18 protein-coding genes are annotated in these 13,286 nt (G+C 45.5%); 5 read left to right on the plus strand and 13 right to left on the minus strand.

The features are described 5' to 3' along the window. Positions 1-6: 6 nt before the first annotated feature. Positions 7-660, minus strand: coding sequence for a DUF3841 domain-containing protein (locus KNO66_RS13505; protein WP_214742969.1), 654 nt, complete (start codon positions 658-660; stop codon positions 7-9). Positions 661-727: 67 nt separating this feature from the next. Continuing rightward, entirely contained in the window at positions 728-1,150 is a 423-nt protein-coding gene (locus KNO66_RS13510) for an Lrp/AsnC family transcriptional regulator (RefSeq protein ID WP_214742970.1), read from the minus strand. 144 nt (positions 1,151-1,294) lie between these two features. Here KNO66_RS13510 and KNO66_RS13515 point away from each other — a divergent pair, with 144 nt between their 5' ends. Then, positions 1,295-1,876, plus strand: coding sequence for a cysteine hydrolase family protein (locus tag KNO66_RS13515; RefSeq protein WP_214742971.1), 582 nt, complete (start codon positions 1,295-1,297; stop codon positions 1,874-1,876). A gap of 166 nt (positions 1,877-2,042) precedes the next feature. Here KNO66_RS13515 and KNO66_RS13520 read toward each other — a convergent pair whose 3' ends face one another. From KNO66_RS13520 to KNO66_RS13535, 4 genes are read right to left on the minus strand one after another with little or no spacing between them, the layout of a single operon-like run. Next, positions 2,043-2,513, minus strand: coding sequence for a hypothetical protein (locus KNO66_RS13520; RefSeq protein ID WP_214742972.1), 471 nt, complete (start codon positions 2,511-2,513; stop codon positions 2,043-2,045). Between the two features lie 9 nt (positions 2,514-2,522). Continuing rightward, positions 2,523-2,720, minus strand: coding sequence for a hypothetical protein (locus KNO66_RS13525; RefSeq protein ID WP_214742973.1), 198 nt, complete (start codon positions 2,718-2,720; stop codon positions 2,523-2,525). Further along, positions 2,717-3,037, minus strand: a complete 321-nt coding sequence (locus KNO66_RS13530; RefSeq protein WP_214742974.1) for a nucleotide pyrophosphohydrolase — start codon at positions 3,035-3,037, stop codon at positions 2,717-2,719. Before KNO66_RS13530 ends, KNO66_RS13525 begins: the two co-directional genes overlap by 4 nt. A gap of 13 nt (positions 3,038-3,050) precedes the next feature. Further along, entirely contained in the window at positions 3,051-3,428 is a 378-nt protein-coding gene (locus KNO66_RS13535) for a hypothetical protein (protein WP_214742975.1), read from the minus strand. Positions 3,429-3,562: 134 nt separating this feature from the next. On the opposite strand from KNO66_RS13535, the gene KNO66_RS13540 reads away from it, so the two are divergent. The 3 genes from KNO66_RS13540 to KNO66_RS13550 all read left to right on the plus strand — a co-directional run bounded on the left by KNO66_RS13540 (position 3,563) and on the right by KNO66_RS13550 (position 6,226). Continuing rightward, positions 3,563-4,543 (plus strand): LytTR family transcriptional regulator DNA-binding domain-containing protein, encoded by a 981-nt coding sequence (locus KNO66_RS13540; RefSeq protein ID WP_214742976.1) that lies wholly within the window; start codon positions 3,563-3,565, stop codon positions 4,541-4,543. 130 nt (positions 4,544-4,673) lie between these two features. Beyond that, the gene (locus tag KNO66_RS13545; protein WP_214742977.1) at positions 4,674-5,522 is read left to right on the plus strand and encodes an ABC transporter ATP-binding protein; all 849 of its coding nucleotides are present in this window, start codon (positions 4,674-4,676) and stop codon (positions 5,520-5,522) included. Next, a complete protein-coding gene (locus tag KNO66_RS13550) occupies positions 5,519-6,226 on the plus strand; it encodes an ABC transporter permease (protein WP_159563410.1) in 708 nt (235 codons plus the stop codon). The genes KNO66_RS13545 and KNO66_RS13550 overlap by 4 nt, the downstream gene beginning before the upstream one ends. A gap of 42 nt (positions 6,227-6,268) precedes the next feature. Here KNO66_RS13550 and KNO66_RS13555 read toward each other — a convergent pair whose 3' ends face one another. From KNO66_RS13555 to KNO66_RS13580, 6 genes are all read right to left on the minus strand, one after another. After that, positions 6,269-6,790: a VOC family protein gene (locus KNO66_RS13555; protein ID WP_214742978.1), complete on the minus strand. Its 522-nt coding sequence runs from the start codon at positions 6,788-6,790 to the stop codon at positions 6,269-6,271. Continuing rightward, positions 6,774-7,742 (minus strand): Gfo/Idh/MocA family protein, encoded by a 969-nt coding sequence (locus KNO66_RS13560; protein WP_214742979.1) that lies wholly within the window; start codon positions 7,740-7,742, stop codon positions 6,774-6,776. Before KNO66_RS13560 ends, KNO66_RS13555 begins: the two co-directional genes overlap by 17 nt. Further along, positions 7,739-8,428, minus strand: a complete 690-nt coding sequence (gene rpiA, locus KNO66_RS13565; protein WP_214742980.1) for a ribose 5-phosphate isomerase A — start codon at positions 8,426-8,428, stop codon at positions 7,739-7,741. Before rpiA ends, KNO66_RS13560 begins: the two co-directional genes overlap by 4 nt. Before the next feature lie 4 nt (positions 8,429-8,432). Next, positions 8,433-9,380, minus strand: a complete 948-nt coding sequence (locus KNO66_RS13570; RefSeq protein WP_214742981.1) for a sugar-binding transcriptional regulator — start codon at positions 9,378-9,380, stop codon at positions 8,433-8,435. A gap of 126 nt (positions 9,381-9,506) precedes the next feature. Beyond that, positions 9,507-9,929 (minus strand): hypothetical protein, encoded by a 423-nt coding sequence (locus tag KNO66_RS13575; protein ID WP_214742982.1) that lies wholly within the window; start codon positions 9,927-9,929, stop codon positions 9,507-9,509. 102 nt (positions 9,930-10,031) lie between these two features. Next, a complete protein-coding gene (locus KNO66_RS13580) occupies positions 10,032-12,137 on the minus strand; it encodes a Piwi domain-containing protein (RefSeq protein WP_214742983.1) in 2,106 nt (701 codons plus the stop codon). Positions 12,138-12,522: 385 nt separating this feature from the next. Here KNO66_RS13580 and KNO66_RS13585 point away from each other — a divergent pair, with 385 nt between their 5' ends. Beyond that, entirely contained in the window at positions 12,523-13,038 is a 516-nt protein-coding gene (locus KNO66_RS13585) for an ABC transporter permease (RefSeq protein ID WP_251128159.1), read from the plus strand. A gap of 46 nt (positions 13,039-13,084) precedes the next feature. On the opposite strand, the gene KNO66_RS13590 is transcribed toward KNO66_RS13585, so the two are convergent. After that, complete coding sequence (locus KNO66_RS13590) at positions 13,085-13,276, minus strand: hypothetical protein (protein WP_214742984.1); 192 nt, start codon at positions 13,274-13,276, stop codon at positions 13,085-13,087. Positions 13,277-13,286 lie beyond the last annotated feature (10 nt).

The following is a 13,286-nucleotide window of genomic DNA, read 5'->3' on the forward strand; positions in this document are numbered from 1 at the left end:
GTCTGATCACACTTCCCATTCAAACGGTTTAGATCGAATGAGTCCGAGCTTATGCCCGATTCGCCATCCAATCCCTCTCACTCGGTCTAATAAACTATCGCCTCGACCGATAAAAGGCATAACGGCTCGAACTTGAGTTAAATCAATTCGGTGGATGACGTGTTGATATACCAATTCGACATTAGGTTGGTCCGCGACAGACGCTTCGCACCATGCTTTGTCAAAGATACGTTCCCACGATTGACGCACGAACCGTTCGTCCGGTTCGTCTTCTCGGTCATACTCTTCTAACGTCTCATACAATGGAAAGTTACTAAGCACATGATGCCAATACGAAAACTCGGATGCCAACACTTCTTCATCGGGTATCTCAACAGTCAAGACGACACCTCGGTTCCCCTCACCAATATGTCCACCCCGTCCCAAATCGGGAAACTCGTCCCAACACCAGATCGGATAGTTCCCATTCAATGAGATACCGATACGCTTCTCGTATTGTTCTACCATCCAATCATAGGCAGGCTTGAACTCTTCCAACCCGTCTTCACTGAACAACGCATATTCTCCACTCGCTTCAAGATATCCTTTCCTCAAAGCTTGTCGCCATGCTTCTTCTCGTTGATGTGTGTAGTAGATGCCCATACCTTTCAATCCTTTCATCGTTACTCGTCTGCTAGTTTAAAAGATTTCAGCAGAAGAGCTACGATAAAAAAATAACCAGGTTATATTATATGATGGGTCTGAATGATACGGTTGAAGATAGATTTATCAAAGATGAGGGACGACCGTATTCCATCGACTCATCGATGAACGTCTCTAATGTGCGTACATTCTCCGTCACGACTTTGACGAGGTAACTATACTGCCCGGCTAAGCGATGACATTCGATCACAGACGACTGTTGACGACAAAATTCACGGAACGCCTCACAACGATGTGTGTCGTAAAGAATAAAGGCAGTCACGTGTTTGTCCATCTTTTCGGGGTCAATGACGGCCCGATAGCCAATGATGACTCCGCGTTCTTCAAGTCGCTTTACCCGTTCGGTCGCAGCAGGCGTAGACAATCTAATCTGTCGTCCTAATTCAGTCATCGAGATTCGGGCTTGTTGTTGCATCAATTCAAGAATATGGCGGTCTATTTCATCCATTTGGCATTCACCTTTCAAAATAAAGTGAAACGGTACATAATCCGTTCTTTCTTAAGTCATTCGCTGAAACTTCCGTCAAACCTCTATGTATCTGTATTCCTCCGTTGCATACACTTGAAGTAACCAATTCAAGGGGGAATCAAGATGCAAACACCAGTCGTTCCATTACTCATCATCGATGTCCAACAAGCCTTTCACGATCCAAGCTGGGGCAACCGTAATAATCCACAATGTGAAGAGAATATCGCACGGTTGATTGAAGCTTGGGAAAATCAAAATCAACCAATCATCTACATCCAACATGTCACGAACGTTCCAACCTCACTCTTCTATTTCAAAAAAGACGGTCATTTGTTCCAAGACTTCATTCAACCTCGTGAACAAGATATCATCCTAACGAAACAGGTGAATAGCGCCTTCATCGGAACGGATTTACAAGAGCGACTCGAAGCACTTGGTGTGACACAGATCGTCATCACCGGATTGATCACGAACCATTGTGTCGAGACGACCGCACGGATGGCAGGAAACTTAGGATTCAATCCAATCGTCGTCTCCGACGCGACGGCAACCTTCGACCGTCAATCAATCAGCGGGACATGGATCCCCGCAGCGGTCATCCATGATGTGTCGCTCGCTAGTCTAAATGAAGAATTTGCATCGATTCAAACGACAAATGAAGTCATGAAAAATGTATTACAAAAAGAAGTACAGTCCTTCTCATGAAGGCTGTACTTCTTTGATGTCATCTGAAGCGCATAAAGCGAACGCCTCAGGTATTCTTATCGATGTCGTGTAAAACAAATCAGAGGGCGGTCTACGTATAGAAGGTTATATGTCGTTCAAGTAATGACGCATGACTTTCTTCTATTCCAATATGTTTCGAGTGCTTTCAATCAAAATGACCGACTTTCCCCCGACTGTATAATCGGTGGGTCACATGAGACGCATCGACTTGCTTCAATTTGCGGTCAAGATTCGAGGATGCAACGATTCCAAATAAAACGAGACTACAAGCCAACAGCAATCCCGAAGTGTACCCTTCTCTAAACAAAATCATCATACTCAATAATGTAAATAGTACAATCATTCCAAAACCTATCGCACACTCATACCAGACGAGCCGTCGATATCGTACACTTTTGTTAAATGTCAAAAGAACATTCGTCCGAGTTACAAGCTTGATACACGCCGTGACAGGAAATAAGATGATGAACCAAGTCATTTCAGCTAACCGTTGATCATCGTTCCAGTAAAACAGAGCACCACTGAAGACAATCAAGAGCCCTACTTGAATTGCAAGACGGGTCGAGCGTTTTGCAGATACGTACATATGATTGAAGCGTTGTTTCGTTTCACTCATCCACTCACCTCACGACATGACTTTTCGTTTCATCTGTTTCCAGTGTACAAACGCATTCGCAAACCAGATGATCGTCAACAGCGGAAACATGACGTTCATCCAGTTCGAACGTTCTATGTAGAACAAAGGAATCGCAAGAAAGAGAGCCAAACTCAATATACCTGCTCCAAGATACATGAAAAATAGTAATCGGTGATTCGATTTCATCGTGAATCCTCTGTATTCAAAACCGGATACTTCACTGCGTTTTTCTCGAGCTTGTCTTCAATTGCTTTCGAGACATCGATTCCAGCAGCGTGAGCGAACGTCAATGCGTAAATCAACACGTCAGCAAGCTCCTCTTCCATCTCCATCTTTTTCGTCTCAAGCGCTTCTTCACTCGACACCCATTGGAATACCTCAAGGAGCTCACTCGCCTCAAGTGATAACGATAACGCCAAGTCTTTCGGGTTATGATGGAACGCCCAGTCGCGCTCATCTCGGAATTTAATGACCTCGTCCATTAATCGTTGTACTTCGTTCATATACTCCACATCCTCACTTTTCATATTTAATCATGTTCCCCACAGTAAAAACTCCACGTCTTACATACTCTTGAATCAATCGAACGGAAATCTCTTCTGATAACTCCTCTAATTCAAGCACTTGTTTCAATTCTTCATGAAATGAAATCAGCGTTGGTATTTTGTTTTCAAACTTATACGCCTTTTCGAGACGAATCAGAAAAAATGAAACGTCATGTCTCTTTCCGACTGGTAAATCATGCTTTAATAAGACATATTCTAATTCAGTTTTTAACTGATTATGTAGTATTGAATCTTGCTCAATCACTCGAAGTAGAAGGGATTGAAGCATTTCAACTTGAGATTCTAACTCGAACACGCGTGTCTGCATCTCTTCGAATTGCTTATCCATTAAATGAGTCACTCCCTTCACTAATTCGTCATGTATCTTATTTTACCAAAAGATGTAACTTTCATGTGTAATCATCTTCCTCTTAAGCCCTTCTCTGTAAAATGTTATACTCCAACTAAAAAGGGAGGGATTTGGTGCTTACTTTCCAAAACGTCTCGGTGCGCCAACAAGACACACTCATTCTCGAAAACATTTCATTTACGATTCAACCAGGTGAGTTAGCGGCTGTCCACTGTGGCTTCATTTCCCGAGAAATCATCTTCGGTCTCATCAGTCAGGAAATCACGACTTATACCGGGAACATCGACCACCCTTCAACACTATCCCTCTTCTCCATACGGGACGGTTTATACGAGCGACTCACCATCGAGGAGTATTTACGCTTTACCAAGCGCCTATATGATTCAACTGACTCGGTCGACTCGGTGATGCAGCAACTCCAACTCACGACTTACCGCAAGCACCGCCTCCACCGTCTTAATCGCTCTCTTGTCAGACGCACGCAGTACGCCGCGCTGCTTCTCCAGGATCGTGACCTGTATGTGTTTGAAGAACCTGACCAAGACGTGGACCAAGAGACACGCCATCTTTTACGCGATGCGTTACAGACATTGACGTCAAGACAAAAAGCCGTCCTCGTGTTGACGAGCAACATGGAGAGTGCACTCTTCATGACATCGACCATTTATCGGATTGACCATCGTCACTTGCGCCTGTTAGATGTGGAACCGGAAGAAGCGGATGAGACAGACATCTCATCTGAGGTCATCCATGTCCGTTTCGAGAAAATCCCGACGAAAGTGAATGAAAAAATCATTTTACTCGATCCTCCTGAAATCGACTTCATCGAAAGTCAGGACGGACAGTCGATTCTACATAGTCAATCGGATCAGTTCCCGAGCGTCTTCACGATGAACGAGCTCGAGACGCGTTTGACTCCGTACGGTTTCTTCCGTTGCCATCGGTCATATCTCGTAAACTTACAACGTGTCCGCGAAGTCATCACCTATACGAAAAATAGCTTCAGTCTCGTCTTGGATGATTCAGAGAAGACGACAATTCCGTTATCCAAGACAAAAATGGCAGAATTGAAGACGATGATGGGGCTCAAATAGTCTCCATTCACACTTCTATTCGCTTCGTTCAACTCATGATAAGCGCCGTTTGTCGCCATTTGAATGCGGTCCTCCTTTATTCCTTATACGATAGAGGCAAGCAAGACGACATCGACAAGGAGGAACGGGAATGGAACCAATCATTCAAGTGAACGGGTTGAAGAAATTGTTTGGAAACGAGGAAGCGTTACATGATGTGACGTTTACAGTCGGAAAAGGGGAAGTGTTCGGCTTCTTGGGACCGAGTGGCTCAGGAAAGACGACAACGATTAAAATTTTGACGTCACAACTCGCACAGACGGCTGGCGATGCTACCGTATTCGGTGTGCCGGTCGCTGACTTGAAACAAGAACAGTACCGCAAACGCATCGGCGTATTGACGGACAATAGCGGTCTCTATACACGACTTTCTATAGAAGAGAACTTGAGCTTATATTGTGACCTCTATAATGAACCAAAAACTCGGATCGATGAGGTATTGAACATGGTCAATCTTAGCGGGGAACGGAAAAAGCGCATCGACAAACTCTCTAGAGGGATGTTGCAACGGGTGACGCTCGCACGCTCCCTTCTTCATGAGCCAGAGCTCCTGTTTCTAGATGAACCGACCTCGGCTCTCGACCCGGTCAACTCTCGACATATCTATAAAGGGATTGAACGGTTGAAGGCAAACGGAACGACCATATTTTTAACGACCCACGACATGCAAGAAGCCGAAGAGCTGTGTGACCGTGTCGCTTTCTTACATCAAGGGTCGATTCAACTGCTCGATGCCCCGAACGTATTGCGCAGGAAATATGCGACGGGATCGATGCGAGTTGAATTGAACAACGGTCAGACGCATGAAGTGACGCAAACCGACGAAGGCGCGGACTGGCTCCATAAACAGATGCGTGCTAAAAATATCGCATCGATTCACTCCAATGAGCCGACACTCGGCGACATCTTTATCGAAGTGACAGGGAGGAAATTATCATGACTTTTTCAATGAAACGCGCACTCGCCATTTTCCAAAAAGACTATAAAGATTTGTCTCGAAACTTGTTCGTCTCGTCGACCTTGATCATGCCTCTCTTCTTCGCTGTCTTCTATTCGCGAATCGGTGACGGTGGCGTCGACATCACGTACTTCGTCATCAACATCACGTTCAGCCTCGTCGCTATCTTTGTGCAGTGTGCATTGATTGCCGAAGAGAAAGAGAAGAACACGCTTCGCGGGCTCATGTTGTCCCCAGCGAGCACGCTCGACATCTTGCTCGGAAAGAGCGCTCTCACATTCGTGACGACGATGATCCTCATCGTAGCCTCGTCATTTTTGATGGATTATGCTCCACAAAATCTGGCTGTGATCGCCCTCGCGCTCATCGTTTCAACATTCTTTTATATCGGAATCGGAACGATGTTCGGCTTGATGACGAAGACGGTCATGGAAGCTTCATTGATTGTCATGTTGCCGTTCTTTTTCTTCTCGTTCTCACCGATGTTGTTACCACTACAAGATCGTTTCGCCATCATCGGAGTGCTTGAGTATTTACCGAACGTGCTCTTGATTGATGTAGCTCATCAAGTGGACGACGGTGCGAACTTCGGTGCCGTCGGGCTAGAGCTCGGGTTGCTTACGGCGTGGGCGCTTGCTGCATTCGTCGGTAGCGTCGTGATGTATAACCGGAAACAGACGGACTGAAAAAAGAATCGCCTGAGAAAGGGCGATTCTTTTCGTATATACTCATTTATGTTCCGCCGGTGTCCAACGCTCCTGTTCACTCGACGCAGGGTAATCAATTCCATCCGGATAGGCAATCAGCTCGATGAGCGATCCCCACGGCGCCTTCCCGTATACACCTTGGTTATCCCCATTGTCTTCGACGCCGGCTAACGGGTGTGGTTTCGATAACAACTGTCCACCCGCACGTTCAAAGCGCTGAGCCGCCTCCTGCATATCATCCACATAAATCGCGAAATGATGTAAACCGTACGATGAGATTCCAGTCGGTTCGGTTCCTTTCACATGGGCGACTTGAAATAGTTCAATCGACGGTCCTGATTTGATTTGAAGCAGTCGCATGTGGATGATTTGTTGTCCGTCTGGTAAGTCCAGTTGCTGCTCTGCCTCTTTCCCTTCCATCGGTTCATCTTCTGGACGTTGCACGTCATAGCAAATCTCAGCGTCGAACGCATCTTTCAAAAAAGTAGTCGCCTTCTCAATAGAAGGCACCGTCATTCCAATGTGATCAATTCCTCTGTTCATGATGAGTCCCCTTCCATTGTTGACGGATCCGATCCATCCACGTCATGACATCCCGTGAATAAAGTCGCGTCTCGTCAGCTTCACCAGAAATGACACGATGCATCGCGTCGATTTCATAGCGTAATGCCTGCTCCGTCTCCCCAAGCTGAACGGTCTCGGCCGAGCCATCTTTCGTGTACGTGATGGTTGCCTCCGTCGCACGAGGAAACGCATTGACGGTAATGTACCCCTCTTCTCCGGCGACTACTCCTTGCTTCGGTAACTTCGTACGCATCGCAAGGGTAATGTTCACCATTTGATCAGAACCTGTACGAAGGATTATACTCGATTGTTCATCAACCCCGGTCTTATATGGTTTCATCGTCGTCAACACTTCCACTACTTCTTCATCTAGGAAATGTCTAGCGAACGATAAAGCGTACGTTCCGATATCGAGCATCGCACCCCCAGCCAATTCCGGATTGAAGAAACGGTTGGACGGATCATCTTCTTTATAACTGCCGAACGTCACATGAATCATATTGACTCGTCCGATTGCACCTGCCTGCACACGCCGTCTCAACTCTTCAAAGAGCGGCATATGATAAATCGTCATCGCTTCGAGCACAACCACTCCTTGATCATCAGCCAGACGTTGAATGTTCTCGAGCTCTTCACTGTTTAGTGTGATAGCTTTTTCGCAAAGGACATGCTTTCCATGTACGATGGCTTGTTCCATCATCGAATAATGGAGGTGATGAGGCGTCGCCACATAGACGATGTCGATGTCAGGTGACGACAACATCTCATCTAATGTTTGGTATACATGTCTCACACCATATTTTTTCGCAAATTGTTCGGCTTTTTCAACATCTCGTCCCCACACCCCGTAGGCAATGCCATCTGATTGCTCGAGTGCTTGAGCGAATTCTGTCGCAATCGTACCTGGTCCAATGATTCCCCATTGCTTCATTTCACTTCCCCCGCTTCTGTTGAATAGACGACTGTATCATGATGCGATGCGACGATGACGTGCGTGACGACATCTGTGAACAAGGACGTATCAACCACGCCACGTACTTGAGATAACTGGTGGTTCACCTCAATTGGATCTTCAGACGGGTGGACGACCACATCGAGTAATCGGTTTCCGTTCATCGTCACCAAAGCCCCATCACTGTTCAAACTTTGACGAACTTGTAGAGATTCCACCCATGGGAGCTTTCGGACTTTCTCGCTCACATAGGTGAATGCTTGCGGAAGAACTTCCAAGACAACCGGATGATCAAACGTCAATCGTTCAACAAATTTAGAGTCATCCACTAGTAATACGTATCGCGTCGCCATGGTTGCAATGAGTTTTTCTTCCGTATGAATCCCGCCTCCGCTTTTTAATGCGTGGTGTCGAGCATCGACTTGGTCACAACCGTCAAAGGCAAGGTCGATCAGCGAGACATCCCCCGTCTCGATAACCCGAAGCTCTTTTTCAAGACAAGCACGTCGTGTGACAAAAGAAGGTGTCACGATTGTCACGTCCAGTTCACTCGCATGAATCATATTGATGAGGTGTTGAATCGTACTGCCGCCCCCAAGACCGATTGTCATCCCCGATTCAATCCAAGGGAGCGCGGCTGCCGCACACTTCTCTTTCACATCCATCTGTTCATTCCCCCTGTAACAGTTGTTGTGCCGTACGATCAGTTGTCACGATGACATCAATTAGCTGATGCTCGGCTGCGACTCGAATCGCCTCTACTTTCTCAATTCCATAGGCCACCCCGATTTTAAGTGGCACCTTTGCGAGTTGTTGATGCTCAATATGGACTGTTCGATCCGATAACGAAGTGGTCATGATCTTTCCGTTTTGATTATAAAAGTGCGAGCAAAGATCTCCGATGATTTGGAGTTCGTTCATTTCCTCGGTAAACGTTTGACCATAGAAGGCCAACCAGTTGGATTCCTGATTCAGTTGGGCCGAACCAATCCCAAAGAGGGCGATGTTCATCTGCCCCCACAGCTCCACGACTTCCTGAGCATATGTTGACTGCGTCAATGCTTGTTTGATGGCGGCATTCGGTAAAATAGCAGGAACATCGATTAATTTAGAACGTCCACGCCATTTTCTTGAGGCGTCATACGCTAACGTGTTCGCATGAAAACGACTTTCGAGCTTTCCGTCCGGCCCACCGATGAGTGGCACACATTGGATACTCGAATATGCTTCTTTTGGCGTGAGTGCTTCCACAACGGCAGCGAGTGCTGTCCCCCAAGAAAAGCCGATCACATCGTCCTCGGTTACCATCGACTCGACGTATGTTGCGCACGCTTCCCCCATACGCTGTAACGTCTCTTCGCGTTGTCCTGACTTTTCAGGTACAAGGATGACATGTTTTAGACCGAACTGCTCTTTTAGTTGAGCTGCCACGTCAATTGATTGAAAGCGATCATAATCGATTTGGAACTTCACAATCCCTAATTCCCGAATGCGTTTTAACATGCGACTAACCGTGGCCCGATTGACATCGAGTGTCTCCGCAATCTGGTGTTGTGTTTGATTCTGTTCGTAATACAAGTGCGCTACTTCGTAAAGTCTCTTCAGTTCTTCTGACATTCAGTCACACCCCTTTGCACAAATGTACAACTAAATGAACATTTGTGCAAATTAGAAAGAGCGACGAATTAACTCGTCGCTCTTTCTTTTCTTATATACTTCGTACACCAATCAGACTTACGACGCTCAGTCTTTTTTCGTCAGCAAATTAGTAAGTGTTTTTCTCACTTCTGGATTTTTTGCTAATGCTAATGCGGCACCACTGACTCCTGCTACAATCGATGCCCCCATCCATTTCTTGAACTCCGAATCTTTTTGAAATGACTTATCTACCATGCGTTCAATACGATCATTGAGTTTGTCTCTATTTTCATCCGATAGGTTGTCTTCTTTAAGTTGCTCAGCAAAGACCTCAATCGCTTTATCAATTGTACCGTACACTTTATCTTGCGATTTTGAGCCAACTCCTCCCATGTTGCTAACGGCATTTATGACGTCTGGAGTATGCTTCAATATCATTTCGTATTGTTGAAAAGGGATGTCATTCATCTCATGTTCATCTCCCATAAGCTGTTTTGCAGATTGAACAATTTCTCCTTTTTCACTCATCACTCTACCTCCTAGTGTAATCTCAGTTCAATGATATGATACCCAATATTCGACAAACAGGAATACTGATAATAACGATATGACAACTTTCAACTTTACATGTTATACAAACGGCAATGCCTCTTCATGTTCTGTATTCGCATTGAGCAAGCCACGGTTATGGAACGTCGAACTTAAATCTGCATAATGCGTTGTGATTGGCAGTCTTGTTTTCAATAGCGAGTGGACGTGCATGAACGATAAGCGATAGACATCCGTCAAAATGGCTTCAAACGGCAAGGTCGTTGTTTGTTGTACGACTTTGAGTGGTTTTGCCATCCCGACACGCGCATGAGGATTCGTCGAGAGGAGATAGCCCATGCGCTCTTTTGTATAACTGAGTCCCTGTGAAGTTTTCCACTCATCTTCATGAATCGCCATCCGTCGATTGATATTCTTCAAAATTTCCACGTAGTCGAATTGAATTTCACGCGGAGATAGAATTGAATCAATAAGAGTCAAATCTTCACGCCCAAATCCATCTCGATGGAACGTAATATGCTTCGGGGCATGTCCGTACTGTTCTTCAAACGCATGAAGTGTATCATAGACAATTTCTCGCATCGTCTCGGAACTGATTTTCTCCCCCGCTTCACTTGTCGAGAGTGCTTTCTGCTTGATCATCGCCCCGTCTTTCCCAATGATTTGAATGATGCCTGCTGCATGTTTACCATTCTCATGACTTACGTCTAATCCGACAAAACAATCCGAATGGAGTGGCTCACCAAGAATCCAAGGTTGTAGACCTGCCTTCACGTAAATCCCCAGTAGAATGTTGTATAGCGTGTCCTCAGAATTCAATACACGGTCATGTAACTCGACGCATTGCGTCACCACATCCTGTTTCCCGCCAAATTGTCGTTTGATGGCTTGATATGAATGTTGGAGCGATGCTTCCTCGGCAATGACAACGACGACACCCTCAAAGTGTTGAGGGATACTCTTCAGTTGGTATAGAATATCTTCTGTCTGCAAGAAATCAGAAGGTAGTTTCTGACTCAATCCTTTTGGTTTATGCGAGACATTGAGAGTCACCCCAAAGCGCTCAGAGGTAGTTTTTAGTTTATTGATAAACTCTAGGACTTGCAGTTTTTGATGATCTCGTAATTTCGGGTCGACAAAGAAACTGACGGTCGCCTCTCCTGTTTCAAACACACCACCTTGCTTTAAGCCAGTTTTTGCATAACTAGTGGTCCTCCCTTTACCGAATCGGAGACGTGGCGAAGGCAACGTTTGAATTGAGTAACCAAGACGAGCTGCTCGTACATCTTGTCGCTCAAACTGAAGCATTGGGAGACGACCAATTAACGCAAGCGCTTCCGGCATAAGTTTCGACATGCGTGCGTCAGGCGACAGTTTGATGATCCGATTGACTGCACCGAGATGTCTAGCTGGAATTGTCTCAAAGGAACAACTTTGTTTTAGTTGCTCAGGTAGGTATGGAAGAATCTGATTGTTTCGATCTTTAACATGAACGACGAGCGTATCTGGCGTGATTATACGTTTCGGGTCTTTCTTTGCGAAATAATCAATAATCGAACACTTCATAATCGGGCTCACTTCATTTGCTCGGTATGGCGCGACCTCTACAAATTCGTACTCATACGACTTCGGGTGAGTCGAATCGATGACACGTATCCCTGCAGATACGGATTTCGGATCACGCTTGATCTGCTGCAATAAGTTTTCACGGTATTCAAATTGATGAGTCAAATCGAATCCGAATACAATTTCAGCCGTCTCAGATACATTCACATTGAGATCTAATGCCGGATAGATGATGAGCCCACTTGTCGACTGTGGATGCGCCTGTTTCGAGCGAAACTTGCCTCGGTTCATCATGTAATTTGGATGAGCCAATCGCTCCAACTGTTTTTTCAACAGACGTTCAAGTAATGTTCGCTCGACATTCCGTGAAGGACTGATTGGACGCGCCTCATATTGAAGAAACGTCTCGTCTCCCCATTGTTTGATTTCCTCAAATGAAGCAATGTACTGATCGAAAAACACCATTGGTTGAAAATTGTTCAATTTATTCAAGTGAAAAATCAACTTCCCACCCTGCGTATTTCGTGATGATGGATCTTTGAGCGGTACGGTATAGAGATGGAGTGTCACTTCCGTTGCTTTCGTTAACGCTCGCCATTCTGTTAAATAATATTGGTTCATCTTTCCCTCATCCTTCCCCGTTGTTCAATTCTTGCATCTACTATAACGGATTTCCTAATATTAGGTAGATAAAATAACGGATAGGGTTCAAATGAGAAGTTTACTTATGAGATAGAGATTCTCTAGGAAGATTTATGTGGAGTGTTATAAGGGTGGAAACGGCTGAATTTGAGCAAAGAAAAGACGGGGACAAAGCTTTAGGATGTTTTTATTGAAGTGACGTAAAAGAAATTATCATGACATTTTCAATTAAACGGGCACTCGTTATTTTCCAGAAAGGCTATAAAGACTTGTCGCGCAACGTATTCGTCTCGTCTCCTCGACGTTGATCATGCCGCTGTTATTCGCTATCTTTTATTCATAGTTCGGCGGAGAAAGTATCGACGTGACATACTTCGTCATCAATATCTCGATCAGCCTCGTTGAGACGTTCGTCCACTGTGCTTTGATTGCCGAGGAGAAAGAAAAGAACACGCTTCGTGGGCTAATGTTGTCGCCGGCAAATACGCTCGACATTTTACTCGGAAAGAGCGCGCTCACGTTCATAACAACACTCGTTTTGATTGCAGCGTGCGCCTTTATCATGGGTTGCAGCCCTGCGAACCTGCTCGTCATCTCACTCGGATTGATGACGAAGACGGTTATGGAAGCCTCGCTCATCGTCATGCCAGCTTTTTTCTTCTTCAAGTTCTCGCCGATGCTTTTGGTATACAAGGACCGCTTCTCCCTTATCGGTCTACTCGAGTACTTGCCGAACATCGTCTTAATCGACCTCGCGCACCAAATCGAGGTGGATGCTGGACTCGGCTCTACATGGGTGGAACTTGTGATTCTGTCTGCCTGGGCACTTGTCATGTTCGTTGGAAGTGTAGTGATGTATAACCGAAAACAGACGGATTGATTGAAACCGGTTGTCGCCTTGACTTTAAAGGCGGCACCCTTTTCCATTACTCGCTTAAGCGTCCATCATCATTCCATTGCCCGTACATCTCATATGCTTTCGTTTTCTCAATCAGTTTATCGAGTGGTCTCAAATACGTCTCTCGTTCTTCGCGGACACTTTGAATCGTATCAATCCGAATACGGCGATACAATTCAGGAAAGTCCATGATCGGACAGAACACGTAATCCACGGTCATCAATCAAATC

Source organism: Exiguobacterium sp. s48 (assembly GCF_018617395.1).
Lineage (GTDB): Bacteria > Bacillota > Bacilli > Exiguobacteriales > Exiguobacteriaceae > Exiguobacterium.

Coding starts and splice junctions, on each gene's coding strand:
- KNO66_RS13505 (WP_214742969.1), bottom strand. CDS start 660: ATGAAAGGATTGAAAGGTATGGGCATCTACTACACACATCAACGAGAA.
- KNO66_RS13510 (WP_214742970.1), bottom strand. CDS start 1,150: ATGGATGAAATAGACCGCCATATTCTTGAATTGATGCAACAACAAGCC.
- KNO66_RS13515 (WP_214742971.1), top strand. CDS start 1,295: ATGCAAACACCAGTCGTTCCATTACTCATCATCGATGTCCAACAAGCC.
- KNO66_RS13520 (WP_214742972.1), bottom strand. CDS start 2,513: ATGAGTGAAACGAAACAACGCTTCAATCATATGTACGTATCTGCAAAA.
- KNO66_RS13525 (WP_214742973.1), bottom strand. CDS start 2,720: ATGAAATCGAATCACCGATTACTATTTTTCATGTATCTTGGAGCAGGT.
- KNO66_RS13530 (WP_214742974.1), bottom strand. CDS start 3,037: ATGAACGAAGTACAACGATTAATGGACGAGGTCATTAAATTCCGAGAT.
- KNO66_RS13535 (WP_214742975.1), bottom strand. CDS start 3,428: ATGGATAAGCAATTCGAAGAGATGCAGACACGCGTGTTCGAGTTAGAA.
- KNO66_RS13545 (WP_214742977.1), top strand. CDS start 4,674: ATGGAACCAATCATTCAAGTGAACGGGTTGAAGAAATTGTTTGGAAAC.
- KNO66_RS13550 (WP_159563410.1), top strand. CDS start 5,519: ATGACTTTTTCAATGAAACGCGCACTCGCCATTTTCCAAAAAGACTAT.
- KNO66_RS13555 (WP_214742978.1), bottom strand. CDS start 6,790: ATGAACAGAGGAATTGATCACATTGGAATGACGGTGCCTTCTATTGAG.
- KNO66_RS13560 (WP_214742979.1), bottom strand. CDS start 7,742: ATGAAGCAATGGGGAATCATTGGACCAGGTACGATTGCGACAGAATTC.
- rpiA (WP_214742980.1), bottom strand. CDS start 8,428: ATGGATGTGAAAGAGAAGTGTGCGGCAGCCGCGCTCCCTTGGATTGAA.
- KNO66_RS13570 (WP_214742981.1), bottom strand. CDS start 9,380: ATGTCAGAAGAACTGAAGAGACTTTACGAAGTAGCGCACTTGTATTAC.
- KNO66_RS13575 (WP_214742982.1), bottom strand. CDS start 9,929: ATGAGTGAAAAAGGAGAAATTGTTCAATCTGCAAAACAGCTTATGGGA.
- KNO66_RS13580 (WP_214742983.1), bottom strand. CDS start 12,137: ATGAACCAATATTATTTAACAGAATGGCGAGCGTTAACGAAAGCAACG.
- KNO66_RS13590 (WP_214742984.1), bottom strand. CDS start 13,276: ATGACCGTGGATTACGTGTTCTGTCCGATCATGGACTTTCCTGAATTG.